This window comes from Pseudomonas sp. gcc21, assembly GCF_012844345.1.
Lineage (GTDB): Bacteria > Pseudomonadota > Gammaproteobacteria > Pseudomonadales > Pseudomonadaceae > Halopseudomonas.
The window spans coordinates 2,643,068-2,665,734 of the sequence record NZ_CP051625.1; the positions used below are offsets into that span (position 1 = coordinate 2,643,068).

The following is a 22,667-nucleotide window of genomic DNA, read 5'->3' on the forward strand; positions in this document are numbered from 1 at the left end:
CACTTCCGCCACAGGCGGTATGACCGTCGTCCCTCCAAGACCACCCAGGACCATCGCATGTCGCGCCTTCTGCAACCCGTTTCGATCCTGCTGCTGATGCTTGGGCTGTCCGGCCTCGCCCATGCCCAGGAGCAACGCCAGACTACTCACGAATTCAGTCTGGACAATGGCCTCAAGGTAATAGTACGAGAGGATCATCGCGCGCCGGTCGTGGTATCGCAGCTGTGGTACAAGGTCGGCAGCAGTGACGAGCCGCCAGGCCGAACCGGCATGTCGCATGCGCTGGAACATATGATGTTCAAGGGCAGCGAGAACATTGCGCCGGGGCAGGCATCGAAGATCCTCAGCAGTCTCGGCGCGCAGGAAAACGCTTTCACCAGCCGCGATTACACCGCCTATTATCAGGTCCTCAGCCGCGATCAGCTGGCCGTTGCCCTGGAACTGGAAGCCGAGCGCATGCATTTGTTGTCTCTGCCCGAAGACGAGATCATGCGTGAAATGCAGGTCATCAAGGAAGAGCGCCGCCTGCGTGTCGACGACAATCCCAACAGCCTCGCCTATGAGCGTTTCATGACCCAGGCGCACATGGCCAGCCCCTATGCGCAGCCTGTCATCGGCTGGATGCATGACCTTGACCGGCTCACCGTCGAAGACCTGCGCGCCTGGTATGAGCTGCACTATCAACCGGGTAACGCCACACTGGTGATCGTCGGCGACGTGACGCTCGACGAGGTTCGCACCCTGGTTGAGCGCTATTTCGGCCCTATCCCCGCTGGCCCGGTGCCCGAACAGAAGGCACCGCTGGAACTGCCAGGCGGCGGCGAGCGCAGCATGGTCATGCACCTCGACGTGCAGCTACCCAGCCTGCTCATGGGCTTCAACGTCCCGAGCCTGAATACCTCCGAGCACGCCTGGGAGGCCCACGCGTTGCGCCTGCTGGAAGCCGTGCTGGATGGCGGATACAGCGCCCGTCTGGCCAGCCGCCTGGAGCGTGCGCAATCGGTCGCCACATCGGCCTCCGCCAGTTATAGCGCCTTCAACCGGGGCGATTCCCTGTTCATGCTCAGCGGCGTACCCAACGAATCGCGCGACATCAGTCTGGAGCAACTGGAAGACGCTCTCTGGGAGCAGATCGACGAGCTGAAAAACCAGCCCCCAAATGCCGTGGAATTGAACCGGGTGCAATCGCAACTGATCGCCAGCCTGGTGTACGAACAGGATCAGATCAGCCAGCAGGCCAACCGTATCGGTCAACTGGAAAGCATCGGCCTGCCCTGGACCTTGCTGGACAAGGACGTCGAGACGCTCGAAGCCATCACGCCGGAACAGGTCAGCGAGGTCGCACGACGCTACCTGACACGTGAACGCCTGACCCGCGCCCACGTATTGCCCGCCACCCAGGACCAGGAGACTCGCTGATGGCTGTCGCTCATTCCCGCAAAACGCTGCGCTGGCTGCTCGTCGTGATCGTGCTGGCTGTGATCGCTGGCATCACGCTGCTCAAGTCCGGCGCAGATAATCCTCCGGCCCAGGCGAAAGCCGCGCCGGCTGCGCTGGTCGATACCACCCCTGCCGCGGTTGATACTGAAAGCATCGCCCAGGGCGGCGCTGCTGACGCCCCGTTACCCGATCTCGAGTCATTGAAGAAGCTGGATGCGGACAAGCCACCGGCCCGTCGCAAACTCGACCTGCAGCATTGGACGACGGAGCAGGGTTCGCGGGTGTATTTCATGCAAGCGGATGAACTGCCGATGCTCGACGTGCAGGTCTTGTTCGCCGCCGGTGCCAGCCGTGACGGCGATCAGCCGGGTCTGGCAACACTGACCAATGCAATGCTCAACGAAGGGACGGGTGACAAGGATGCTGGAGCCATTGCAGCGGGCTTTGAGCGCCTGGGCGCGCAGTTCAGCAACAGCTCCCACCGCGACATGGCGCTAACCGGCTTGCGCAGCCTGACCGCTGCCGACAAGCTGGATCCTGCCCTGGCATTGTTCGCTGAAGTCGTCAGCCGCCCGAGCTTTCCGCAGGACGCCTTCGAACGCCTGCGCAATCAATTGCAGGCGAGCCTGCGTTATCGCTTGCAACGGCCGGCGGCACTAGCCAGCGAAGCATTCTGGGCAGGACTCTATCCCGATCATCCTTATGGCAGCCTGCCGGAGGGCACCCCGGAAAGCCTGAAGCAGATCACGCCGACACAACTGCGCAGTTTTCATCAGGAATTTTATGCCTCGGGCAATGCCGTTATCGCAATGGTCGGTGCGATAGACCGTCAACAAGCAGAACGCATAGCACAGCGCCTCGCCGATGCTCTGCCGGAAGGCCTCGCAGCCGCAAAAACACCGGAGCCTGACCCGGTCGCGCTACAGCCCACACATATCCCCTTTGATGCGCAGCAGACGCACATACTGGTGGGTCAGCGCGGCATCAGCCGCCACGATCCGGATTATGCCGCGCTCTATGTCGGCAATGAGATGCTGGGCGGCTCGGGCTTTGGTTCAATATTGATGGAGGAAATCCGCGAGAAGCGCGGCCTGTCCTATTCGGTCGGCAGCAGCCTGATTCCCATGCAGGCGCCCGGCCCGTTCATGATCAGCATGCAGACCCGCGCTGATCAGGTCGAGCAGGCACTGGAAGTCATCAACAACAGCCTGGACGAGTTCATCGAGACGGGCCCGAGCGAGGCGGACCTTGCGCGGACCAAGCGGCAAATCATGGGCCAGTTCCCGCTCAGCACCGCAAGCAATGCGGCGATCGTTGGCCAGCTGGGTGCCATCGGCTTCTATGACCTGCCGCTGAACCACATGCAGCTGTTCATGGACCGCATCCAGGCGCTGAGCACCGAGGAGATCCGCGAAGCGTTCGCACGCCACTTCGCACAGGGCGAAAGGCTCGTAGTGACCGTCGGCCCTGTGCTTGAGACGCCGGAAGACCACCCGAACGATACTAATACCGAAACCGCGCCCGATGCGCCTGAGGAAGCGACCCCATGAGGCAGGACAAAGGCCGCCAGAGCCAGCTGCGCATCATTGCCGGAACCTGGCGCAGCCGGCGCTTCACCTTCACCGAACAGCCTGGACTGCGTCCGACACCGGACCGGGTACGGGAAACGCTGTTCAACTGGCTCAGCGGCGAAATTGAAGGCGCCCGCTGCCTGGACCCTTTCGCCGGCAGCGGCGCGCTGATCCTCGAGGCACTGTCTCGCGGCGCCAGCTTCGCCTTAAGTGCTGACTCGAGCCGCGAGGTCGTCGCCACGCTGCGCGGGCATTTGAGCACGCTTGAGTGTGACAACGGTGAAGTGCGTCAGCAGGACGCCCTAAGCCTGTTGGCCAGCACCCCGGAGTCACCCTTCGATGTGGTCTTTCTCGACCCGCCATTCAGGCAGGAGCTGCTGGAACCCGCCTGCGCTGCGGTAGAGGACAACGGCTGGCTGACAGACCGGGCCTGGGTTTATACCGAAAGCGAACTGCCCCCGGACCGCCAGACGGTGCCGGCAAGCTGGCGGCTGCACCGCGAAAAGCGTGCCGGGCAGGTGTGGTACACGCTGTGGCGTCGACAAGCGTAACGATGGGTTGTTAAGCACCACGGGGCGCGATCGGACTCGACCATAGGCCATAGGCGCCACCAGCCAGCACGCTGGCCGGGAATGGAACCCAGCTCTCTATTGAAAACACCGAACGATGGAGTGTCGAGCTCCGCCTCGATATAGCGCGACTGGCAGCTAACCGCTCTGTCCCCAAACCCCTGCAGCGAGACATTCCCAGCAATTGACAGCTCCAGGGTATTACTCTAGAACCAGTTTTCTTGAATCCCCAGTCAGTCGGCGTGCCGACCCTAAGTAGAGCTCTAATGGTTGCCGACATCGCCTACCTCCAGCAGCAAGAAGATGCCATTTCTTCACTGAACGAAACCTTCGCCAGTCAGCGCGCTGCGTTTCGAGCTGCGCCAACCTCGGACGCGGCAGAGCGAGTCCGCCAGCTTGGGCAGTTAAAAGCGGCTCTGATCGCCCAGCAACAGAAGTTGATTGATGCAATCAATCAAGACTTCGGCCGCCGCTCCAGCGACGAAACCCGATTGGCCGAACTGCTGCCATCGGTGGAGGGAATCAACTACACGATCAAGCACCTGAACAACTGGGTTAAGCCCTCGCGGCGTAACGTTGGCCTGGCGTTCCAGCCGGCCACCGCGCGGGTGATCTACCAGCCGCTAGGCGTGGTGGGCATTATCGTGCCCTGGAACTACCCGCTCTACCTCGCCATAGGACCACTCACTGCGGCGCTGGCCGCGGGGAACCGGGCGATGATCAAGATGAGCGAGTCGACGCCGGCCACGGCTGCGGTTCTGGCCGAGATATTGGCTACCGTGTTTCCACGAGAGCAGGTAGCGGTCGTCTGCGGGGAAACGGATGTAGCCGTGGCGTTCGCCAGGCTGCCCTTTGATCACCTGTTGTTCACCGGTGGCACTGGGATCGGCCGCCACGTCATGCGCGCGGCGGCGGAAAACCTCACACCGGTGACACTCGAGCTCGGCGGCAAGTCGCCAGCGATGATTTCTGCCGATGTACCCATTGCCGATGCTGCCGAGCGAATCGCCTTCGGCAAGGGACTCAACGCCGGCCAGACCTGCGTCGCGCCAGATTACGTGCTTTGTCCGCGTGAACGGGTCACCGAGCTGGTCGAGGCGCTGCGCCAACGGTTCAGCAAAATGTACCCCACCCTGGCGCAGAATCCGGACTACACGCAGATCATCAACGCCCGACACCTCCAAAGGCTCAATCGTTACCTGGCGGACGCCGTCGACAAGGGCGCAAGCGTTCACGTGATAAACCCGACGGGCGAGGATATGGCCGGGAGCCGGGTCCTGCCGCCAACGCTGCTATGGGATGTCTCCGATGACATGCTGGTGATGCAGGAAGAGATTTTCGGCCCGCTTCTACCCATCGTGCCCTATGACAGCCTGGACCAGGCGCTTGCCTATATCGCCGAGCGCCCGACGCCGCTGGCGCTGTATTATTTCGGCTACGACCGCGCCGAACAGCAGCGGGTCATGACACAGACCCAGGCCGGCGGGATGTGCATCAATGATGCCCTGCTGCACGTAGCGCAGGATGACCTGCCTTTCGGCGGAAAAGGTCCGTCGGGAATGGGGCAATATCACGGCCGCGAAGGGTTCCTTACTTTCAGCCAGGCGAAAGGTGTATATATCAAGCAGCGCTTCAACGGCGCCCGGCCCATCTATCCGCCCTACGGGGGCACGCTGTTGAAGCTGATATACAGATTATTCATTCGCTAACACGCAGCTAACCAGAGAAGGGAAAAGGATGACCCACTCAGTCCGGCTCAGTCGCCGGAGTCTATTAAAGCTCGGTGTCGGCGCGAGTATCGCGCTGTCTACGGCGGGCCTGGTAGCCACCCTCACCGGCTCCACGCCCGAGCAGCCGCATACCGGCATGCAGGTTCTGCGCAGTGTCGACCTGCCGGTCCTGGCAGTGCTTTTCCCGGCCTTTGTCGGCCCGCATTCCAACCTGGACGACGACGCAATCCAGGCCTCTGTTCGTCAGGTCGACTATACCCTGGCCCATAGCTCTGCACAGACGCAGAAGGACGTCCTGCATTTGTTGGGGCTGCTTAGCTTCGCGCCCACCCGCGGTCCGCTGACAGGTATCTGGGGCAGTATTGATCAGGCCAGCCCGGCCGAAATCGAAAGCTTTCTGCAGCGCTGGCGCGATAGCCGGCTGGAGATGCTGCGACTGGGTTACAAGGCACTGGGCCAGCTGCTGTTGATGAGCTGGTATGCCTTGCCGCAGTCGTGGGAGGCCGCCGGGTATCCCGGTCCGCCAGTCATCTGACACATCAAAGGGACTTGAGTCATGCCTGTAGCAGACGTATTCCTCGAAGGGATTGAACAGGGCTGGGATGTACTGGACGCCAGCAGCCTCCAACGGGACGCCATTTTTGAGGCCGATGTGGTCATCGTCGGGACTGGCGCAGGCGGCGGCACCAGCGCGGAAATTCTTGCTGAAGCAGGCTTCAAAGTGGTGATGATCGAGGAAGGCGCTCTGCGCACCTCCAGCGACTTCCACAATAACGAAGCCAACGGTTATGCCGAGCTTTATCAGGAAGGCGCAGCGCGTGCCAGCAAGGACGGTGGCATCGGCATCCTGCAGGGCCGTACCGTCGGTGGCAGCACGACCGTCAACTGGACCAGCAGTTTTCGCACCCCTGACCAGACGCTGGCTCACTGGCATACCGAGCATGGCGTGACAGGTATCGATACCGCGAGTATGGCGCCCTGGTTCGAACGCATGGAGCAGCGCCTCGGCGTCGCGCCCTGGGCGGAATCACCCAACGCCAATAACGATGTCATACGCAGGGGCTGCGAGGAGCTGGGCTGGCACCAGGCGGTTATTCCGCGCAACGTGCGAGGCTGCTGGAATCTCGGATATTGCGGCATGGGTTGCCCGACCAACGCCAAGCAATCGATGTTGGTGACGACTATCCCCGCCGCCTTGAAACGGGGCGCAACGCTGATTCACCGCGCCCGCGCCGAGCGTTTGCTGATTCAGGGCGATCGCGTCACCGGCGTGCAATGCCGGGCGATGAATGCCGAGCTGACCCGCGCATCTGGCCAGCGAATTGAAGTGCGCGGCAAACATATCGTGCTCGCCGGCGGCGCAATCAACAGCCCCGCCCTGCTGCTGCGCTCCGGCGCAGCTGACCCGCACGGCCTGGTCGGCAAACGCACCTTCCTGCACCCGGTCAATTTCAGCACAGCGCAGTTTGATGAACCGATCAATGGCTTTTACGGCGCGCCGCAGTCGATCTACTCCGACCAGTTCCAGTGGTCTGACGGAGCCAGTGGGCCAATGGGTTTCAAACTGGAAGTGCCGCCCATGCAACCGAGCATTACCTCCAGCCTGCTGGGCGGCCACGGCATCGTCAACCTGCAGCGCATGCACAAGCTGTCCCACAGTAATCTGATCATTGCGTTGCTGCGCGACGGTTTTCATGAGCAGAGCCAGGGCGGCGTTGTCATGTTGCGCGAAGATCACACACCCGTGCTCGATTACCCGCTCAACGACTATCTCTGGGACGGTGCGCGCCGGGCCTATCTGGCGATGGGCGAGATTCAGTTTGCAGCGGGGGCGACTGCGGTGGCACCGGCCCACAGTCAGGGCGAATTCAGCACCAGCTGGAGGGCCTATCGCGAGCAGGTCAACGGGCTGCGCTATGCGATTCATGATGTGCGGCTGGCCAGCGCCCACGTTATGGGCGGCTGCCCGATGGGCGAGGAGCCTTCCCGCTCAGTCACCGACAGCCGCGGCCGCCATCACCAGTTGGGCAACCTGTCGATATTTGATGGGTCACTGTTTCCGACGAGTATCGGCGCCAATCCACAGTTGTCGGTCTATGCGCTCACAGCGAAGCTGGCGACGCAGCTGGCGACTCAGTTGAGCGGGCCTGCCAGCGCGGCGCCAACCGACCAAAGCAGCGGCTCAACGGTTGGCCATGGATAAGCATTAGGCTACCATTTGCCCCTTCTAGCACTCACGAAAAGGCAAACCGCCAATGAACACCGTATTGTATCCCGGCACATTCGACCCCATCACCAAGGGCCATACCGATCTGGTCGAGCGCGCGGCAAAGATGTTCGATAAGGTGGTCGTGGCGGTTGCGGTCAGCAGCAAGAAAAACCCTGCCTTTTCCCTCGACGAGCGCGTCGGCATGTGCCGTGAAGTCCTGGCGCATCTGCCCAATGTCGAAGTAGTCGGCTTTTCCACGCTGCTCGCGCATTTTGCCCGCGAGGTGAATGCCAATGTCCTCCTGCGCGGCCTGCGCGCGGTGTCGGATTTCGAGTACGAATTTCAGCTGGCCAACATGAATCGCGTCCTCGCACCGGAAGTCGAGAGCCTGTTCCTGACGCCTTCGGAAAAATACTCCTACATCTCCTCAACGCTGGTGCGTGAGATTGCCAGCCTGAAAGGTGATGTCACCAAATTCGTTCACCCCGTAGTCAATGAGGCCCTGCTCAAGCGTTATAATGCCTAGGCTCAGACCCTAACGCACCATCATGTAGGAGTGCCTGGTTCCATGTCTCTGATCATCACTGACGACTGCATCAACTGCGACGTCTGCGAGCCGGAATGCCCGAACAATGCCATTTCACAGGGCGATGAGATCTATGTGATCGATCCGAACCTGTGCACCGAGTGCGTTGGGCATTTTGACGAGCCGCAGTGTCAGCAGGTCTGCCCTGTAGATTGCATTCCGCTGGACCCGAACAATGTCGAAAGCCGTGAGGAACTGATGGAGAAGTATCAGATCCTCGTCGGCACGGCTTAAATCCGTGCACCGCCTGTTTCTGCTGCCAGCCCTGCTGCTGGCATTCACGATCCAGGCGGCTCCCCTGCCTGGCCAACAGGCAGTCGCTACTGCCGATCCTGCCGCCACCGAGGCCGCCCACCGCATTCTTGACGAGGGCGGCAATGCATTCGACGCCGCCGTTGCTGCCGCTGCCACACTCGGTGTGGTCGAACCCTATAGCTCCGGCATTGGCGGCGGCGGGTTCTTTCTGCTGCGCCAGCCCGACGGCGGGAATGCCGAATACCGTTTCATCGACGCGCGCGAAACCGCCCCGCTCAAGGCAGGCCGAGATCTGTACCGCGATACCGAAGGCGTCGTGCAGCGTGATCCTGCGCTGAACGGCCCTTTGGCCGCCGGTATCCCGGGCCTTCCCGCCGCGCTGGTGCACCTGGCCGAGCGGTACGGCCGATTACCGCTGAGTCAAAGCCTGGCACCCGCCATCGAGGCGGCTGAGCAGGGCTTTGCCGTCACTGATCGGTATCGCATGCTGGGTGGTTTCCGTATTGAGGCGATGCGCCGCGACGCCGAAACCGCTCGATTGTTCCTACGCAACGGAGAACTGCCCGCCGAAGGTGAGGTGATCAAACAGCCAGAGCTGGCGCAAACACTGCGGCAACTCGCCGCCAAGGGCCGTGACGGATTTTATCGCGGCCCCGTTGCAGCGCAGCTGCTCAAGGGAATAGAGGCAGCGAACGGCATCTGGCAGCAAGCTGACCTGGACGCCTATCAGGTCATAGAACGCGAACCGATTCGCTTTCACTCCCATGGCATGGAGATCATCAGCGCGCCCCTTCCGTCGGCGGGAGGCATTGCTCTGGCGACCATACTTCAGGGTGTGGAAAGCCTGCCCGCGACGCAACACGGCTCGGTGGCCTGGACGCACAATATCGTCGAGATGATGCGTCGCAGCTATCGCGACCGCGCTCTGTTGTTGGGTGACGATGATTTCGTCGAGGTGCCGGTTGCGCGGCTGATCTCCAGAGAATACGCCGAGCGACTCGCCGCTACGATTGACCCTGAGCGCGCGACACCCAGTACTGAACTGGGTGTACCTAAACTGTTCAGTGAAGGGACCAACACCACGCACTTCTCGTTAATGGATGCCGAAGGCAACGCCGTCTCGGCAACCTTGAGCATCAACCTGCCCTTCGGCGCGGCCTTCACCGTGCCCGGCACCGGGGTGTTGCTGAACAACGAAATGGACGATTTTGCAGCCGATCCGATCGGGCGCAACGAGTACGGGCTGGCCGGCGGCGAAGCCAACGCCATCGCCCCCGGCAAGCGTCCGCTGTCCAGTATGGTGCCAACCATGCTGGAGAACGATTCACGCCTGGCGGTGCTGGGCACTCCGGGGGGTAGCCGTATCATTACCATGGTTCTGCTTGGGGCGTTGGAAGCCATCAATCAGCAGCCGGTAGAGCGCTGGGTCAGCCGGCCGCGCTTTCACCATCAGTATCTGCCTGACCGGATTCAGGTCGAAGACAATGCCTTCACGGCAAAGGAGCAGGCTGAACTGGAAAAGCTTGGCCACCGGGTCGAACCTGCCGGCCGGCGCTATGGCGATATGCACGCGCTGGAATGGGACAAGCGCAAGGGGGAAGTGAGCGCCGCAAGCGACCCCCGTGGGGTCGGTGCAGCGCAGGTCAGGCATCCGCTCAACAAAGACTAGAGTGAGGGCTCTATCCGCTCTCGTCCGCCCTTGCGGTTTTTCCTAGTAAGAGGCTTGGCCTTGGCCTTGATCGGCCGCTCGCGCTTTTGCGGCTGTTCGACCTCGACCGGCTCCGGTTCATAGGGCACGATAACCTGCTCAACCACCTCTCCCCGCGCGGCTAACGCGGTGTGAGCCATCGCCAGATGACGCCGAATGTCCATCAGATAGTGCATATCGTTGAGCAGCGAAGTCGCCTGCCAACCATCCAGTTCACGGTTGCGCAGTTGTAGCTGGACGCCCTTCTGGAATTCTGCGGAGAACAGCTTTCCGTCTTTCTCATATTCGTAGAAGAGCTCCGCCTGAGCGGCTGCATCCCCTTGAATATCCTCGAGCCGACCGAGCGCCAACAAAGCCAGGCCGCACTGCTCGCGAAGCACAGCGTATGCCGCATAAACCACAGGCGGGGCGTCATCGAGCTGTTTGCGCAGGTTCTTCTGCAGATGCTTGGCCGCCTTGACCGCCTCGACCAGGTCGCGCCCCGCCAGGTTATGTTCCATCAGCACCTGTTGCTGTTCAGGCAGCAGCGAAATATCCATGCGGCTGATGAAATCGACGATATCCGAATACACGCCCTTGATATGCCGCTCGTAGAGAACATCCGCGTTTTCGCGCTGGGCCGCCGCGACGGGCGCGCGTACCGCCTCATGCAGCTGCCTGCGCGGCATGCCAAGTAAAACTGCCGGAGGAAGATAGGTCGATGCCGCAATCACCTGCCGTGTCAGGGCTGCCAGATGCAGCAATTCCTGATCCAGTACCTTGAGCGCAGTGTCTGCGTGCATCAGGGCCGAATCGTTCAGGTAAAGCGCCCGCGCCCGTGGCTGATTGCTGAGTACGGAGGGCTTGATCTCGGTACTGCCCACAGGAACCCCCTCGGGAAACCAGCGCATCAGCATCTTTATCATCACCGGAATGAAGGGCAGCATGATGACCAGCCCGAGCAGATTGAACAGCGTATGGAACAACGCCAGCTTTAGCGTGTAAGCATCGTCGGCGATGCCCAGCACATACGCGATCGAATCAACGCTGCGAGCCAAGAGCGGGAGTATGAGCAAGGCTATCGCCGCCGTGACGCCATTGAACAGGATATGCGCAGCGGCCAATCGCCGACCGGCATTATTGCTGCCGAGCGCGCCGATCAGGGCTGTAACAGTCGTGCCCAGATTGGCACCTATAGCCATCGCCAACGCATTGTCGTAAGCCAACTGACCACTGGCCAGCGCAGCCAGCGTTATCATCAGCGTGGCATGACTGGATTGCATCAGCACCGTTGCCAGCAGACCCAGTAACACATAGATGATGACCCCGAGCCAGCCGGAGAACGCGTAGCTATCAAGGTTAAGCACGCCTTCGAAACTGGCGAAGCCGGCCTTCATCAGATCGATGCCGAAAAACAACAGGCCAATGCCGAGCAGAACCTGGCCAATGCCTTTCCAGTGCGCTTCGGCGCGACGTCCGAGCATCACGCCAAATACCAGCAGTGGCATAGCCACCGAAGCCAGATCGACCTTCAAGCCCACCAAGGCGATCAGCCAGGCGCCCGTTGTGGTACCCAGATTCGAGCCGAACACAATGCCGATCCCCGCCATCAGACTGATGAGACCGGCGCTTAGAAAGGCAATGCTGAGCAGGGTTACCAGGGAACTGGATTGAACGAGGGCGGTACTGGTGAAACCGAAGGCCAGGCTTTTCCATAGCCGATCGGTGCTTCTGGATAGCCAGCGCTCGAGTGCGCCGCCGGTGAAGGCCCGAAACCCATCTTCAAGATGGCGCATGCCCATGATGAACAGGGCGACCCCTGCGGCGAGGGTGGCGAGCTCAATCTTCAGGAAAAAGAGAATCAGTAAAACCAGCAGGGCGACCGGTAGCCAGCCCGGCTTCAGAAAAGTACGCATTGAACTCCCATGATCCAACGATCGGATCGACAACCTGCTGGCTGTCGTCCGACTCGCCAGGGTTCATATCAGAAGCGTTCGTCCTGCTGCTTGCGACCGTAGCCGCTCTTGGTGCAGCCCAGGCAACGCATGAAGGTTTCGCGTCCCGGACGGACTACCAACTCCTGTCCGGCCTCGGCAGTATTGCCAGCCAGAGCAGTGAACGGAAGGCTGACAACGAACGCCGCAGTGCCCACAGCCGTGACGCCCAGCAATAACGGCCGGGCAATGATCAGATCACCAACCATGGCAAAAATTCCGGGGTTGTTGACCTCTTCCTTGTATCCAAATGATTGATCAGCAGCCGCGACACTGCCAGCCAGCAGCAAGCCGGCCATTAAAGCTGTGGTATGACGTAACAGGCGCATAATTAAGTCCCTGGTTTGTGGCCCGATAGGCGTTTTTTTATCATGCCGGCAACCCTTCCCGGGTACCGTTCACTCTGCATTGTAGGCCTTAACGGCTAATTTCGGAATCCGGGCGGTACAATTCACTAAATACCCGTTTTTTCAGGCCTGCAGAGCTTTTAACGCTGACAGCCACGGCAGAACACCGAGCTACGCTGTCCCAGGCGGGTCTCGCTCAGTGTCATACCGCAAACCTTGCACAGCTGGCCCGCCCGCCCGTAAACAAACAACTCCTGCTGAAAATAGCCAGGCTTGCCATCGCCACCGATGAAATCGCGGAGCGTCGTGCCGCCACGTTCGATGGCGAACGCCAGAACCTTCTTGATTTCCTCGGCGAGACGCTGGTAACGCGCCCTGCTGATACGTCCCGCCTCGCGTCGCGGATCAATTCCGGCGGCAAACAGCGCTTCGGTGGCATAGATATTCCCGACGCCAACAACGACGGCGTTATCCATGATGAACGGCTTGACCGCCATGCTGCGACCACGAGAGCACTGGTACAGCCGGTCGCCATTGAACGCATCGGACAGGGGCTCCGGCCCGAGGGTGGCAAGCAGCGGGTGCAGCTCCCCGGCACGCTGCCAGAGCATGGCGCCAAAGCGCCGCGGGTCGGTGTAACGTAGCGCCAATCCGGAATCCAGCTCGATATCCACATGCTCATGTTTGAGCACAGGCGTATCCACCGGCACCAGCCGCAGATTGCCGGACATGCCGAGATGGCTGATCAGCGTGCCGCCGCCTATATCCATCAGCAGATACTTCGCGCGCCGGCGTACCGCCATGAATGTCTGCCCTTCAATCTGAATGGCGAGATCTTCCGGAATCGGCCAACGCAGGCGCCGGTCGCGCACTATCAGGCGCGTAACCCGGTGACCTTCCAGATGCGGAGCAATACCGCGACGCGTGGTTTCGACTTCAGGGAGTTCAGGCATGGGGCCCTGCTCAGATGTGTAGCCAATAGGTGGCAAATATTAGCAGCAACAGCATCGGCATGACCGTGGCCACGAACCGCGCGTTCCAGACGAAAGCCACCCGCACCGGCGCTTCGCCGCTATAGCGCGCCAGTATCAGAGTGGAGGGGCCAAACGGCGAAAAGATCATGGCCAGGGAGAAACCGCACATCAGGCCCACCGCCGGCGTCAGGATCGGCACGCCCAGTGCCGCCAGTTGCGCCAGCAGGCCCGCAATCAGTGACAGCGATACGATAGGCGCAACGCCTACGGCAGCGAGCAGGATGGTGCTGAACAGGCTCGCCACCGCCAGCAGGACATTGTATTTCGGAGCCTGAGCCAACCACGCAGCAAAGTCGCCCAACGGTGCGGCCGCGCCAAGCAACCCACCCAGGACCGCAGCACAGCCGAAGATGAACATCTCATTGTGCATGCTGACCATATTCTCGGTGACTTCCCGCCAGGCCGCCTTGGGCGCGCGGTCACGCCAGAGCAGATAGCCCACCGCGCCGAGCGGTACCAGCACCATTGCCGACTGCGAAGCGGTGAGTATGGTCAGGTAAGCCAGCGTGCCCATGGCGGCGAGTCCCAGCAAGCTTCCCAGCACCAGCGGCCACATGCCGTCGGTCTTACTGTCATCACCAATGGTGTCACGCAGGCGCTTCAGACCACGGGTTTCATGTCGCCATCCCGCGACCACCATCATCAGCGTCGCCGCCAGACCGTATGGAAACAGGTCTGCCCAGGAAATATCAGGCATCTCCCGCGAAATAATCGCGATGGTGATACTGGTGGGTGCCAGCAGAGGCACCAGCGCAAAACCGCGAAGCGTCGTCACCATCACGCTGCGCAGTCCGTCACGCTGCTCCTGTTCGGTCAGCGGATAACGTTGCAGGTGTTCCTTGAGCGTGCCGCACAGCAGATTCATCATGCCGAAATTGAGCACTGAGCCGATGCTGGCGGCGGTGAGGACATAGCGTGGATAAAGAATCGAGGTCGGACCGGAAAGCAGCATCTTGTGTAGCTGCCGCAACGGCTGCAGACGCCGGGCCAGCAACTGCATCAGACCCAGTGCGCCGAGAAAACTGGTGTAGTAGGCGGCCGAACTGGCAAGCCGCGGCCATAGCGCCGGGTCGGCCTGAACACCGAAAACGACCGCCAGCAGCAACCCCAGAGTGATGATGCCCAGCCAGCGCGGATAGGGATTGAGGCGGCCGAATCGCAGGCAAAAATATAGTCCAAATACCAATGCAGCCAGCCAGCTCAAGGGCTTCTGCTGGCTGACCAGTGCGGCCAGCTCAAGCCCGACACCCAGGGGCAACAATCCGGAAATCATTGCCAGCGACTCAAGGCAGATCCTTGCGATACAGACCCTTCTTGAAGACACCCTCACCGAAACCGATCAGCTTGTCGTTCTCGTCGAGCAGGTCGCAGGCGGCCATAAACACCTTGTGCCCGGCGCTGCGACAGGTCGCAACCGCGCGAACCCGGGTTCCCACTGGCGCGGTTGCAGAGAAATTGACATTCATGGAAAGCGTGATGGCGACCCGGCGCTCGTCGGAGGTGGGGGCCCAGGTGCCGCACAGGCCCATTGCGATATCCAGCAGGCTGGCCGTTACGCCACCGTGCAGATTGCTGGCATTATTCATGTGCCGCTCTGTCAGGGTCAGCGCAACGACCGCCCTGCCTTCCGAGTACTCGATCAGCTCTGCACCCAGGTCCTGAAAGAATCCGGTCACTGACCGTGCGACTGCTTGCCGTTGATCCTGATCCATTAAATGCCACCCTTACTTTTCTTGGTTTGATTGATACCATTCAGCACGGCTGACCAATCGGTCATAAAATTGTCCCGCCACGCAGACTGCCCGCTCACACTGGGCCAAACAGGCGCGACCAGTGAACTTGCGCTCGCTTAGCGCAGGATTTAATCTCTCGCACCTTCAAACGAAATATCGTTCCGCATTGCGGAATGCAGGGTAAACGAGGAGACATTGCATGTTCAACCGGATTGGCGTAATCGGCGCCGGTGCCATGGGTCGCGGAATTGCCCAGCTGTTTGCCACCAGCGGCCAGCAAGTGCTGCTGTACGACACGCGCAAAGAGGCAATCGACGACGCACTGGCATTCAACCGCAACCTGCTGCAGCGCTCTGTAGCCAAGGGCAAGCTCAGCGAGCAGGATTTCGAGGCCACCATGGGGCGCATGCAGCCTGCGGCAACCCTCGAAGAGCTCAAGGATTGCGATCTGGTTATTGAGGCGATTGTCGAGATTCTCGAGGTCAAGCAAAAGCTGTTCGATCAGCTCGAAGCCATCGTCCGTGACGATTGCGTACTGGCCACCAACACCTCCTCGCTGTCCGTCACCCGTATCGCCAGCACCTGCAACAAGCCCGAGCGCGTCGCCGGCTTCCATTTCTTCAATCCCGTTCCCCTGATGAAGATTGTTGAAGTCGTGCGGGGAGAGCGCACCGACGAACGCTACATTCAGGGTCTGGTCGATCTGGCCAACACCGCGGGCCACTTCCCTGCGATCACGCCCGACACCCCCGGTTTCCTGGTCAACCATGCCGGTCGCGCCTTCGGTACCGAAGCGTTGCGCATCCTCAGCGAAGGCATTGCCACGCCGCAGCAGATCGATCGTATCCTGCGCGACGGCCCTGGCTTCCGCATGGGGCCATTTGAACTCTTCGACCTTACCGGTCTGGATGTATCCCACGCGGTAATGGAATCGGTGTACGAGCAGTTCTACCACGACCCGCGTTACACGCCATCCTTCATGGCGGCGCAGCGCGTTGCGGCCGGCCTGCTGGGTCGCAAGACCGGGCAAGGTTTCTATCGCTACGAGGATGGTCAGAAAATCGAGCCTCAGGAAGCCGCTCCCGAGACCGTGCTGATCAACCGCCCGTTCTGGCTGCATACCGATGACGACGCAGTCCGCAGCAATGTGCACGCGGCGCTGTCCGCCGCCGGCGCTACGCTGGAAGACAGCAATCAGCCCAGCGACGAGGCCATCTGCCTGGTAACCCCTTTGGGTGAGGATTGCACCAGCGCCCTGATCCGCCTCGGCCTGCCGGCTGAGCGCACCCTGGCGATCGACTGCTTCGCTGACTGGGACAAGCGCCGTACGCTGATGCGCCAGCCCGCCGCAGATGCCAACATCGTCGCTCAGGCGCGTCAGGCGCTCGGCGCAGACGGCGTGCCTGTGGAGCTGATCAATGACTCCCCGGGCTTCATCATCCAGCGACTCATCGCCAGCGTGGTAAACCTCGGGACAGAAATCGCGCAGAAAGGTATTGCCACACCGGAAACGCTCGACCGCGCCATTCAGCTGGCGCTGGGTTATCCTAAAGGCCCACTTGCCTTTGGTGAGCACTACGGCAAGCTGCGTATTCTGACTGCACTGAACAATCTCCAGGCCGTTTATGGCGAACCGCGTTACCGGCCAAGCCCCTGGCTGCGTCGGCGCGTTCAGCTCGACCTGCCCTTAACCGCCCCCGACTTCCAGGAGTAATCCTATGACTGCCTATATTTATGATGGCCTGCGTTCCCCTTTCGGCCGCCACGCCGGCGCACTGGCTCCCGTGCGACCCGATGACCTGCTGGCCGATGTGATTCGCGCCGTAGTCGCCCGTAACCCCTTCGCTGGCAATGACTATGAAGACGTGGTCATGGGCAACACCAACCAGGCCGGCGAAGACGCTCGCAACGTAGCGCGCCACGCCGGTCTGCTGGCTGGACTACCGCAGGAAGTGGCCGGCGTCACGGTTAACCGTCTGTGCGGTTCCGGCCTGGCGGCCATTCTCGATGCTGCCCGTGCGGTCAAGGTCGGCGAAGGTGATCTGTTCCTCGCCGGTGGCGTAGAGAGCATGAGCCGTGCGCCCTTTGTCATTGCCAAGAGCGAGAGCCCCTATTCCCGCGAGTTCCGCGCGTTCGACAGCACCATCGGTGCGCGCTTCCCCAACCCCAAGGTTGAAGCCGAGTACGGTGACGACACCATGCCGCAGACGGCTGATAACGTAGCGGCTGATCTGGGTATTACCCGTGAAGAAGCTGACACCTACGCTGCGCGCAGCCAGGCGCTGTATGAGAAAGCCCGCGCCGAAGGCTTCTTCGCCGAAGAGATCCTGCCGATCGAAGTACCCCAGGGCCGCAAGAAGCCCAACAAGGTCGTCGATCAGGATGAGCACCCGCGTCCAAGTAGCGACATGGCGGCGCTGTCCGGCTTGCGTCCGCTGTCAGCAGACGGCGTGGTAACCGCCGGCAACGCCTCCGGGGTCAACGACGGTGCCGCTGCACTGATCATCGGCAGCGAAGCAATCGGCCAGAAGTACGACATCAAGCCGCGCGCACGCATACTCGCCGGTGCTGTGTCCGGCGTGGCGCCACGCGTCATGGGCTTGGGCCCGGTTGAAGCGTGCAAGAAGGCTCTGTCCCGCGCTGGCTTGACCCTCGACGATATGGACGTGATCGAAATCAACGAGGCCTTCGCTTCACAAGTCCTCGGCTGCGCCAAGCAGCTGGGCATCGCCTTTGATGATCCACGCCTGAACCCCAACGGTGGCGCCATTGCTGTAGGCCATCCGCTGGGCGCTTCCGGCGCGCGTCTGACGCTGACCGCCCTGCGCCAGCTTGAGCGCACCGGAAAGCGGTACGCACTGGTCAGCCTGTGCATCGGCCTGGGTCAGGGCGTCGCAGCCGTCATCGAACGCGTCTGAAACGCTTGATCTGATCTCTCCGTTGAGCGTTATGCGGAGCGCCAAAACAGCCAGACCTGCCAGATCGGCGGTCTGGCTGTTTGCTTTCTGGCTGCCAGGCGTGACATGGCGGCATCGAATTTTCCGGCGCTTCTGGTATCGTGAGCGCTTCTGATCAACCCGGTATCGCAGATGCAAATAGCTTCCAACCCCTTCGAATGGCTCGGCGAAGTGCTGGGCAGCCTGGTGCGCATCGTCATCGACAGCCTCACCTGGATATTCGATCTGCTCAGCACCGCCAGCGCGGCATTCATCAATGGGTTTGCGCGCACGCTGGGCGTCGACAGCAGCTGGCTGAGTATCGGCGCCGTCATTATCGGCCTGTTATTGCTATACAGCGGAGTGCGCTCACTGATGCGCAAACGCTTCATCAGTGGGGTCATCTGGATTCTGCTCGGGCTCTGGTTGTTGAGCGCGCTGGTACGCTGAGCCGCGGTGCAGCACGCCTGAACCGAGAGCACAAATGAGAGTCCGCATAGAACAACCTATGCGAAGGCATCAACTTCATCAGAGGAGACAATCATGGGATTCGCCCTTTCCACCGATCTGCAACTGACCAGTAGCGCCTTCGAACAGCACGGCGCGATTCCGACCAAGCATACCGGCGAGGGGCAAGACGTTTCCCCGGCGCTGAGCTGGAGCAACCCGCCGGCGGGCACCAAGTCATATGCGATTATCTGCCATGACCCTGACGCCCCGCTGGTCTCGCCGAACGGCACCTACGGCTTCGTGCACTGGACGTTGTACAACATTCCGGGCGAGGTGAATTCGCTGCCTGAAGGCTGCGCAGACTACACCCAGGGTACGAATAACTTCGGTGAAAACGGCTACAAGGGACCGATGCCACCCGAAGGCCACGGCCGCCATCATTATTACTATTGGGTGCTGGCGCTCGATGCCGAGTTGAACCTGCCCGAAGGCCTCAGCATGTGGGAATTGCTTGAGAAGGTTGAACCTCATACGCTGGCAATGAACCGCCTGATTGGCACCTATCAGCGCGGCTGAAGCCGTTGCACCCCGCCGGCGAGCTTGCTCACCGGCGGGCAATGCTAGGCGTTGCGTCCTTTGAGGGCGCCTGCCAGCTCTTTCCTCAGCGGCTCATTCATCAATCGCCGGGTTTCCCGATAGGCCTTACGGTCCAACCTCGCCAGACTCTGAACCTTCTCCCGTGCGCGATCAAGCAACTGCTCAGCGCTGACCAGCTCATCATAGAAGCCTGCCTGCACAGCCTGCTGCGGAGTCAGGATTTCGGACTGCAATGCGCAACGCGAGAGCCAGCCGGGGTTCAGCCGCGCCCGGGCCTGCGGCATGGCTGCGTCAGGCATGGTCATGCCAATCGCCACCTCGTTAAGACCAGTCTTGAACGGGCCATCGATGCCGATGCGGTAATCAGCCAGAAGCAGCATGAATGCGGCCTTGGCCATGGTGTGACCGGTGCTGGCAATGACCAGTGGCGCAGGGAAATCCAGCATGGCCATTGTCAGGCGATCGCCGGCCGCCCGCATGGCATCGCATTCAGGGCCGCCGGCATCGATCAGCTTGCGATCATAGCCGCCGCTGAATATCCCCGGCCTTCCGCTGATCAATACGGCGCAATCGGCGGCCGCCGCTTCGTCCAGCGCCTTGAGCAACGCCTCAAGCATGGCCAGCGACAACGCGTTGGCCTTGCCGTCGTCCAGCGTGATCTCCGCTACGCCCTTCTTGATGCTAAGCGTCAACGCGCTCATGATTCGGCTCCGGCGCGCGCCTCGTCCCGCAGCACCCGACGCAGCAATTTGCCTACCGTCGACTTCGGCAGGTCGTCACGGATTTCAATGGTACTGGGCACTTTATAACTGGTCAGTTTTTCACGGCAGTGGCTGATGATTTCTGCCTCGCCGACGCTGGTGTCGCTGAGGCTGACGAAAAGTTTGATCGCCTCGCCCTTCTTCTCATCCGGCACGCCCACGGCGACGCATTCACGAATGGCGGGATGCTGCATGGCGACCTCTTCGATTTCGTTCGGATACACGTTGAAACCGGACACCAGAATCATGTCCTTCTTGCGATCGACCAGTTTCAGGAAGCCTTCTTCGTCAATCAGGCCGACGTCACCCGTGCGCAACCAGCCATCAGCGGTAAACACCGCAGCGGTTTCTTCGGGACGCTGCCAATAGCCTTGCATCACCTGCGGCCCACGGATCAGCACCTCCCCTGGCTCTCCTCTGGGGGTTTCGCGCCCCTCATCATCCACGGTCTTCATCTCGGTATCGATCAAGGCGCGGCCGACGAAGCCTTCCTTATACGGCGTGTAGGCAGAGGAGGCGATGACCGCCGGCGAGGTTTCGGTTAGTCCGTATCCCTCACGCACCACGCTCCCGGTGCGCTGCAGCCAACGCTTGGCGATCTCGGTATTCAACGGCGCGCCGCCGGAATTCACCCATTTGAGACGGCTGAAATCGATGCTGTCGAATTCGGGGTGCGCCATCAGGGAAATGAACAGCGAGTTGATGCCGGTGAGTAGCGTGATGGGGCGGCGCTTCATATCGGCAATCATGCTGTCTAGATCACGCGGATTGGTAATCAGGACGCTGTGGAAGCCTGTAGACACGGAGCCGATGCAGTTCGCGGTAAAGGCGAAGATATGGTAGAGCGGTAGCGGTGACACCCGCACCTCGTTGCCGTATTCCACTTCGCCTTCACGCAGGATACTAGTCGCCTGAATAACGTTGCTCAGGATATTGCGGTGCGTCAGCATCGCGCCCTTGGATACGCCTGTTGTGCCTCCGGTGTATTGCAGCAAGGCCAGATCATCCAGACCGCGCCCGGTCTGCACCTCGGGCAAACCTTCACCCAGCCGCAGCGCCTGCTGAAAGCGCGTCACGTCAGGCTCATCGGCGTCATACACCGGATTCTGCAAGTCGTCGACACTGGTGACGATCAGATGCTCAATCTCGGTGTCACCCTGAATGCCGCGCAGCACCGGGACTAGCTTGTCGAGAATAACAACTGCCTTTGCGCCTGAATCGGCGAACTGGTGTCGGCTTTCATGCGGCGTGTACTGCGGGTTGGTATTGACGATCACCAATCCGGCTTTCATGGCACCGAAGATGGCCACGGTGTACTGGAGCAGGTTGGGTAGCTGGATAGCAAGGCGGTCGCCTGGTTCGAGCCCAATGCCATGCCTGAGGTAGCGTGCGAAGGCATCGGAAGATGCCCTGAGCTCGATGAAGGTTTGGGTGTCTTCACCGCAAGAGAATGCCGGCTTGTTTCCGTAGTCCTGACACGCTTTTTCAAGCACATCGAAGATGGTGGTGTGGCCGAGTTGCGCCAGCTGGGTATCGACGACGGAATGAGCAGATATCGACATCAGAGCCTCTTTATTTTTTTGGACTGTTATTTTGCACTGCGGAACCGAATACCAAAAAGATGCTATTCTATCCAAAGTGAGTGTGCAATGATCAGGCAACGACGCATACATCGTTGCTCGGCCACACCGGCTCAATTGCTCAGAGCATCGAGACAACAAAAACAGCCGGACATTGAATATTTGCTCCGTTGGGCAGTGCTTGCGTGTGCCGCCGGACGGTTCCTAGCAGGGTATCTCTGACTTCCTGTCCACGTACGGAACGTACAGCAGACCAATGTCCAAGACGCTTAAAGGGTAATAAAGCGCCATGAACGAAGATTCGCAATCAATCCAGGAACCAGCAGTCAAGGATCGCAAATTTGTCGAGGCGCTATCGCGCGGCCTCGATGTGCTGCGCGCGTTCAGCCAGGGCACCGTGGTCATGGGCAATCAGGATATCGCTCGCATCACCGGCCTGCCCAAGCCCACCGTTTCCCGCATGACTTATACCCTCACCAAACTTGGTTATCTCAGCTACTCGCCGCAGCTGGAAAAGTATCAACTTGATTCAGGCGTCCTGGCCCTTGGTTATGCCTATGTGTCGAATCTGCGCGTGCGTCAGCTGGCCAAGCCGTATATGGATGAGTTCGCACGTAGCACCAACACCTCGGTAGGCCTGACCTGCCGTGACCGGTTGTCGATGATCTACGTGGAAAACTGCCGGCCTGCCGAAGCCACCTCGCTGCGTATGGATGTCGGTATTCGTCTGCCGCTGGGGACCACTGCCGCAGGGCGCGCCTATCTCGCAGCGATGAAGGAAGAAGAGCGCGCCCACGTGCTGACCGCTCTGGCCAACCGTCATCCGGACACCTGGCCGGATATCGAGCGTCGCGTGGCGACAGCGCTGGAAGAATACGAAGCCTATGGTTTCTGCCTGTCGCTCGGCGATTGGGACCGTAACGTGAACGCCGCCGGCGTGCCGTTATTCCTGCAGGACGGCACCATCATGGTCCTGACCTGCGGCGCGCCGACCTATCTGGTACCGGCTGAGAAGGTCAAGAATCAACTGGCCCATCAGCTGGAGATGCTCGCACGGGATATCGAGCGGCTCGGCGTCTGACGAACAGCATTTGCCTTGCGTCGCACTAAAATCGCGGCGAGGGGTCGGTATGTCTGCTTATCGATGACCCTGTATCAGCGATCCACATTTCGCTTCTTCAATCATCG

The 22,667-nt window shown here is 60.7% G+C and carries 21 protein-coding genes; 14 read left to right on the forward strand and 7 right to left on the reverse strand.

Features of this window, described 5'->3' with window-relative positions; all coding sequences use genetic code 11:
* Positions 1 to 57: 57 nt before the first annotated feature.
* The 9 genes from HG264_RS12125 (at position 58) to ggt (ending at position 10,029) form a co-directional block, all read left to right on the forward strand.
* On the forward strand, positions 58 to 1,419 hold the full coding sequence (locus tag HG264_RS12125; protein ID WP_169407925.1) for a pitrilysin family protein: 1,362 nt from the start codon (positions 58 to 60) through the stop codon (positions 1,417 to 1,419).
* Entirely contained in the window at positions 1,419 to 2,990 is a 1,572-nt protein-coding gene (locus HG264_RS12130; protein ID WP_169407926.1) for a pitrilysin family protein, read from the forward strand. Before HG264_RS12125 ends, HG264_RS12130 begins: the two co-directional genes overlap by 1 nt.
* Complete coding sequence (gene rsmD / locus HG264_RS12135; RefSeq protein ID WP_169407927.1) at positions 2,987 to 3,562, forward strand: 16S rRNA (guanine(966)-N(2))-methyltransferase RsmD; 576 nt, start codon at positions 2,987 to 2,989, stop codon at positions 3,560 to 3,562. The genes HG264_RS12130 and rsmD overlap by 4 nt, the downstream gene beginning before the upstream one ends.
* A 284-nt stretch (positions 3,563 to 3,846) precedes the next feature.
* Complete coding sequence (locus HG264_RS12140; RefSeq protein ID WP_169407928.1) at positions 3,847 to 5,289, forward strand: coniferyl aldehyde dehydrogenase; 1,443 nt, start codon at positions 3,847 to 3,849, stop codon at positions 5,287 to 5,289.
* 28 nt (positions 5,290 to 5,317) lie between these two features.
* Complete coding sequence (locus tag HG264_RS12145; protein WP_169407929.1) at positions 5,318 to 5,845, forward strand: twin-arginine translocation pathway signal protein; 528 nt, start codon at positions 5,318 to 5,320, stop codon at positions 5,843 to 5,845.
* A gap of 21 nt (positions 5,846 to 5,866) precedes the next feature.
* Positions 5,867 to 7,513 carry a GMC family oxidoreductase gene (locus tag HG264_RS12150; RefSeq protein WP_169407930.1) on the forward strand — a complete coding sequence of 549 codons (1,647 nt, stop codon included), beginning with the start codon at positions 5,867 to 5,869 and terminating at the stop codon, positions 7,511 to 7,513.
* Positions 7,514 to 7,565: 52 nt separating this feature from the next.
* Positions 7,566 to 8,045: a pantetheine-phosphate adenylyltransferase gene (coaD, locus tag HG264_RS12155; RefSeq protein ID WP_169407931.1), complete on the forward strand. Its 480-nt coding sequence runs from the start codon at positions 7,566 to 7,568 to the stop codon at positions 8,043 to 8,045.
* A gap of 42 nt (positions 8,046 to 8,087) precedes the next feature.
* Complete coding sequence (locus HG264_RS12160; protein ID WP_169407932.1) at positions 8,088 to 8,339, forward strand: YfhL family 4Fe-4S dicluster ferredoxin; 252 nt, start codon at positions 8,088 to 8,090, stop codon at positions 8,337 to 8,339.
* A gap of 4 nt (positions 8,340 to 8,343) precedes the next feature.
* Positions 8,344 to 10,029 (forward strand): gamma-glutamyltransferase, encoded by a 1,686-nt coding sequence (gene ggt / locus HG264_RS12165; protein ID WP_169407933.1) that lies wholly within the window; start codon positions 8,344 to 8,346, stop codon positions 10,027 to 10,029.
* On the opposite strand, the gene HG264_RS12170 is transcribed toward ggt, so the two are convergent.
* From HG264_RS12170 to HG264_RS12190, 5 genes are all read right to left on the reverse strand, one after another.
* Positions 10,026 to 11,963: a Na/Pi cotransporter family protein gene (locus HG264_RS12170; protein WP_169407934.1), complete on the reverse strand. Its 1,938-nt coding sequence runs from the start codon at positions 11,961 to 11,963 to the stop codon at positions 10,026 to 10,028. The two genes, ggt and HG264_RS12170, sit on opposite strands and share 4 nt — an antisense overlap.
* A gap of 68 nt (positions 11,964 to 12,031) precedes the next feature.
* The gene (locus HG264_RS12175) at positions 12,032 to 12,370 is read right to left on the reverse strand and encodes a multidrug transporter (protein ID WP_150301690.1); all 339 of its coding nucleotides are present in this window, start codon (positions 12,368 to 12,370) and stop codon (positions 12,032 to 12,034) included.
* Between the two features lie 158 nt (positions 12,371 to 12,528).
* Complete coding sequence (gene mutM / locus HG264_RS12180; protein ID WP_169407935.1) at positions 12,529 to 13,341, reverse strand: bifunctional DNA-formamidopyrimidine glycosylase/DNA-(apurinic or apyrimidinic site) lyase; 813 nt, start codon at positions 13,339 to 13,341, stop codon at positions 12,529 to 12,531.
* A 10-nt stretch (positions 13,342 to 13,351) separates the two neighbouring features.
* Positions 13,352 to 14,695: a hypothetical protein gene (locus tag HG264_RS12185; RefSeq protein ID WP_169407936.1), complete on the reverse strand. Its 1,344-nt coding sequence runs from the start codon at positions 14,693 to 14,695 to the stop codon at positions 13,352 to 13,354.
* Positions 14,696 to 14,705: 10 nt separating this feature from the next.
* The gene (locus tag HG264_RS12190; RefSeq protein WP_169407937.1) at positions 14,706 to 15,134 is read right to left on the reverse strand and encodes a PaaI family thioesterase; all 429 of its coding nucleotides are present in this window, start codon (positions 15,132 to 15,134) and stop codon (positions 14,706 to 14,708) included.
* Between the two features lie 220 nt (positions 15,135 to 15,354).
* On the opposite strand from HG264_RS12190, the gene HG264_RS12195 reads away from it, so the two are divergent.
* The 4 genes from HG264_RS12195 (at position 15,355) to HG264_RS12210 (ending at position 19,117) form a co-directional block, all read left to right on the forward strand.
* The gene (locus HG264_RS12195; RefSeq protein ID WP_169407938.1) at positions 15,355 to 16,869 is read left to right on the forward strand and encodes a 3-hydroxyacyl-CoA dehydrogenase; all 1,515 of its coding nucleotides are present in this window, start codon (positions 15,355 to 15,357) and stop codon (positions 16,867 to 16,869) included.
* A 4-nt stretch (positions 16,870 to 16,873) separates the two neighbouring features.
* Positions 16,874 to 18,073 (forward strand): 3-oxoadipyl-CoA thiolase, encoded by a 1,200-nt coding sequence (locus tag HG264_RS12200; RefSeq protein ID WP_169407939.1) that lies wholly within the window; start codon positions 16,874 to 16,876, stop codon positions 18,071 to 18,073.
* Positions 18,074 to 18,244: 171 nt separating this feature from the next.
* Positions 18,245 to 18,541 carry a hypothetical protein gene (locus tag HG264_RS12205; protein WP_169407940.1) on the forward strand — a complete coding sequence of 99 codons (297 nt, stop codon included), beginning with the start codon at positions 18,245 to 18,247 and terminating at the stop codon, positions 18,539 to 18,541.
* A 93-nt stretch (positions 18,542 to 18,634) separates the two neighbouring features.
* Positions 18,635 to 19,117, forward strand: a complete 483-nt coding sequence (locus HG264_RS12210) for a YbhB/YbcL family Raf kinase inhibitor-like protein (RefSeq protein ID WP_169407941.1) — start codon at positions 18,635 to 18,637, stop codon at positions 19,115 to 19,117.
* Between the two features lie 44 nt (positions 19,118 to 19,161).
* On the opposite strand, the gene HG264_RS12215 is transcribed toward HG264_RS12210, so the two are convergent.
* The gene (locus HG264_RS12215; protein WP_169407942.1) at positions 19,162 to 19,839 is read right to left on the reverse strand and encodes a crotonase/enoyl-CoA hydratase family protein; all 678 of its coding nucleotides are present in this window, start codon (positions 19,837 to 19,839) and stop codon (positions 19,162 to 19,164) included.
* Entirely contained in the window at positions 19,836 to 21,461 is a 1,626-nt protein-coding gene (locus HG264_RS12220; RefSeq protein WP_169407943.1) for an AMP-binding protein, read from the reverse strand. Before HG264_RS12220 ends, HG264_RS12215 begins: the two co-directional genes overlap by 4 nt.
* 307 nt (positions 21,462 to 21,768) lie before the next feature.
* Here HG264_RS12220 and HG264_RS12225 point away from each other — a divergent pair, with 307 nt between their 5' ends.
* Positions 21,769 to 22,560 carry an IclR family transcriptional regulator gene (locus HG264_RS12225; protein ID WP_169407944.1) on the forward strand — a complete coding sequence of 264 codons (792 nt, stop codon included), beginning with the start codon at positions 21,769 to 21,771 and terminating at the stop codon, positions 22,558 to 22,560.
* Positions 22,561 to 22,667: the final 107 nt, after the last annotated feature.

What these genes read in the sequence shown, in the direction of transcription:
- HG264_RS12200 (WP_169407939.1), top strand. Translation starts at nt 16,874, where the DNA reads ATGACTGCCTATATTTATGATGGCCTGCGTTCCCCTTTCGGCCGCCAC.
- HG264_RS12150 (WP_169407930.1), top strand. Translation starts at nt 5,867, where the DNA reads ATGCCTGTAGCAGACGTATTCCTCGAAGGGATTGAACAGGGCTGGGAT.
- HG264_RS12210 (WP_169407941.1), top strand. Translation starts at nt 18,635, where the DNA reads ATGGGATTCGCCCTTTCCACCGATCTGCAACTGACCAGTAGCGCCTTC.
- HG264_RS12170 (WP_169407934.1), bottom strand. Translation starts at nt 11,963, where the DNA reads ATGCGTACTTTTCTGAAGCCGGGCTGGCTACCGGTCGCCCTGCTGGTT.
- HG264_RS12225 (WP_169407944.1), top strand. Translation starts at nt 21,769, where the DNA reads ATGAACGAAGATTCGCAATCAATCCAGGAACCAGCAGTCAAGGATCGC.
- HG264_RS12130 (WP_169407926.1), top strand. Translation starts at nt 1,419, where the DNA reads ATGGCTGTCGCTCATTCCCGCAAAACGCTGCGCTGGCTGCTCGTCGTG.
- HG264_RS12160 (WP_169407932.1), top strand. Translation starts at nt 8,088, where the DNA reads ATGTCTCTGATCATCACTGACGACTGCATCAACTGCGACGTCTGCGAG.
- mutM (WP_169407935.1), bottom strand. Translation starts at nt 13,341, where the DNA reads ATGCCTGAACTCCCTGAAGTCGAAACCACGCGTCGCGGTATTGCTCCG.
- HG264_RS12175 (WP_150301690.1), bottom strand. Translation starts at nt 12,370, where the DNA reads ATGCGCCTGTTACGTCATACCACAGCTTTAATGGCCGGCTTGCTGCTG.
- HG264_RS12145 (WP_169407929.1), top strand. Translation starts at nt 5,318, where the DNA reads ATGACCCACTCAGTCCGGCTCAGTCGCCGGAGTCTATTAAAGCTCGGT.
- HG264_RS12140 (WP_169407928.1), top strand. Translation starts at nt 3,847, where the DNA reads ATGGTTGCCGACATCGCCTACCTCCAGCAGCAAGAAGATGCCATTTCT.
- HG264_RS12190 (WP_169407937.1), bottom strand. Translation starts at nt 15,134, where the DNA reads ATGGATCAGGATCAACGGCAAGCAGTCGCACGGTCAGTGACCGGATTC.
- HG264_RS12215 (WP_169407942.1), bottom strand. Translation starts at nt 19,839, where the DNA reads ATGAGCGCGTTGACGCTTAGCATCAAGAAGGGCGTAGCGGAGATCACG.
- coaD (WP_169407931.1), top strand. Translation starts at nt 7,566, where the DNA reads ATGAACACCGTATTGTATCCCGGCACATTCGACCCCATCACCAAGGGC.
- HG264_RS12205 (WP_169407940.1), top strand. Translation starts at nt 18,245, where the DNA reads ATGCAAATAGCTTCCAACCCCTTCGAATGGCTCGGCGAAGTGCTGGGC.
- HG264_RS12185 (WP_169407936.1), bottom strand. Translation starts at nt 14,695, where the DNA reads ATGATTTCCGGATTGTTGCCCCTGGGTGTCGGGCTTGAGCTGGCCGCA.
- rsmD (WP_169407927.1), top strand. Translation starts at nt 2,987, where the DNA reads ATGAGGCAGGACAAAGGCCGCCAGAGCCAGCTGCGCATCATTGCCGGA.
- HG264_RS12125 (WP_169407925.1), top strand. Translation starts at nt 58, where the DNA reads ATGTCGCGCCTTCTGCAACCCGTTTCGATCCTGCTGCTGATGCTTGGG.
- HG264_RS12195 (WP_169407938.1), top strand. Translation starts at nt 15,355, where the DNA reads ATGTTCAACCGGATTGGCGTAATCGGCGCCGGTGCCATGGGTCGCGGA.
- HG264_RS12220 (WP_169407943.1), bottom strand. Translation starts at nt 21,461, where the DNA reads ATGTCGATATCTGCTCATTCCGTCGTCGATACCCAGCTGGCGCAACTC.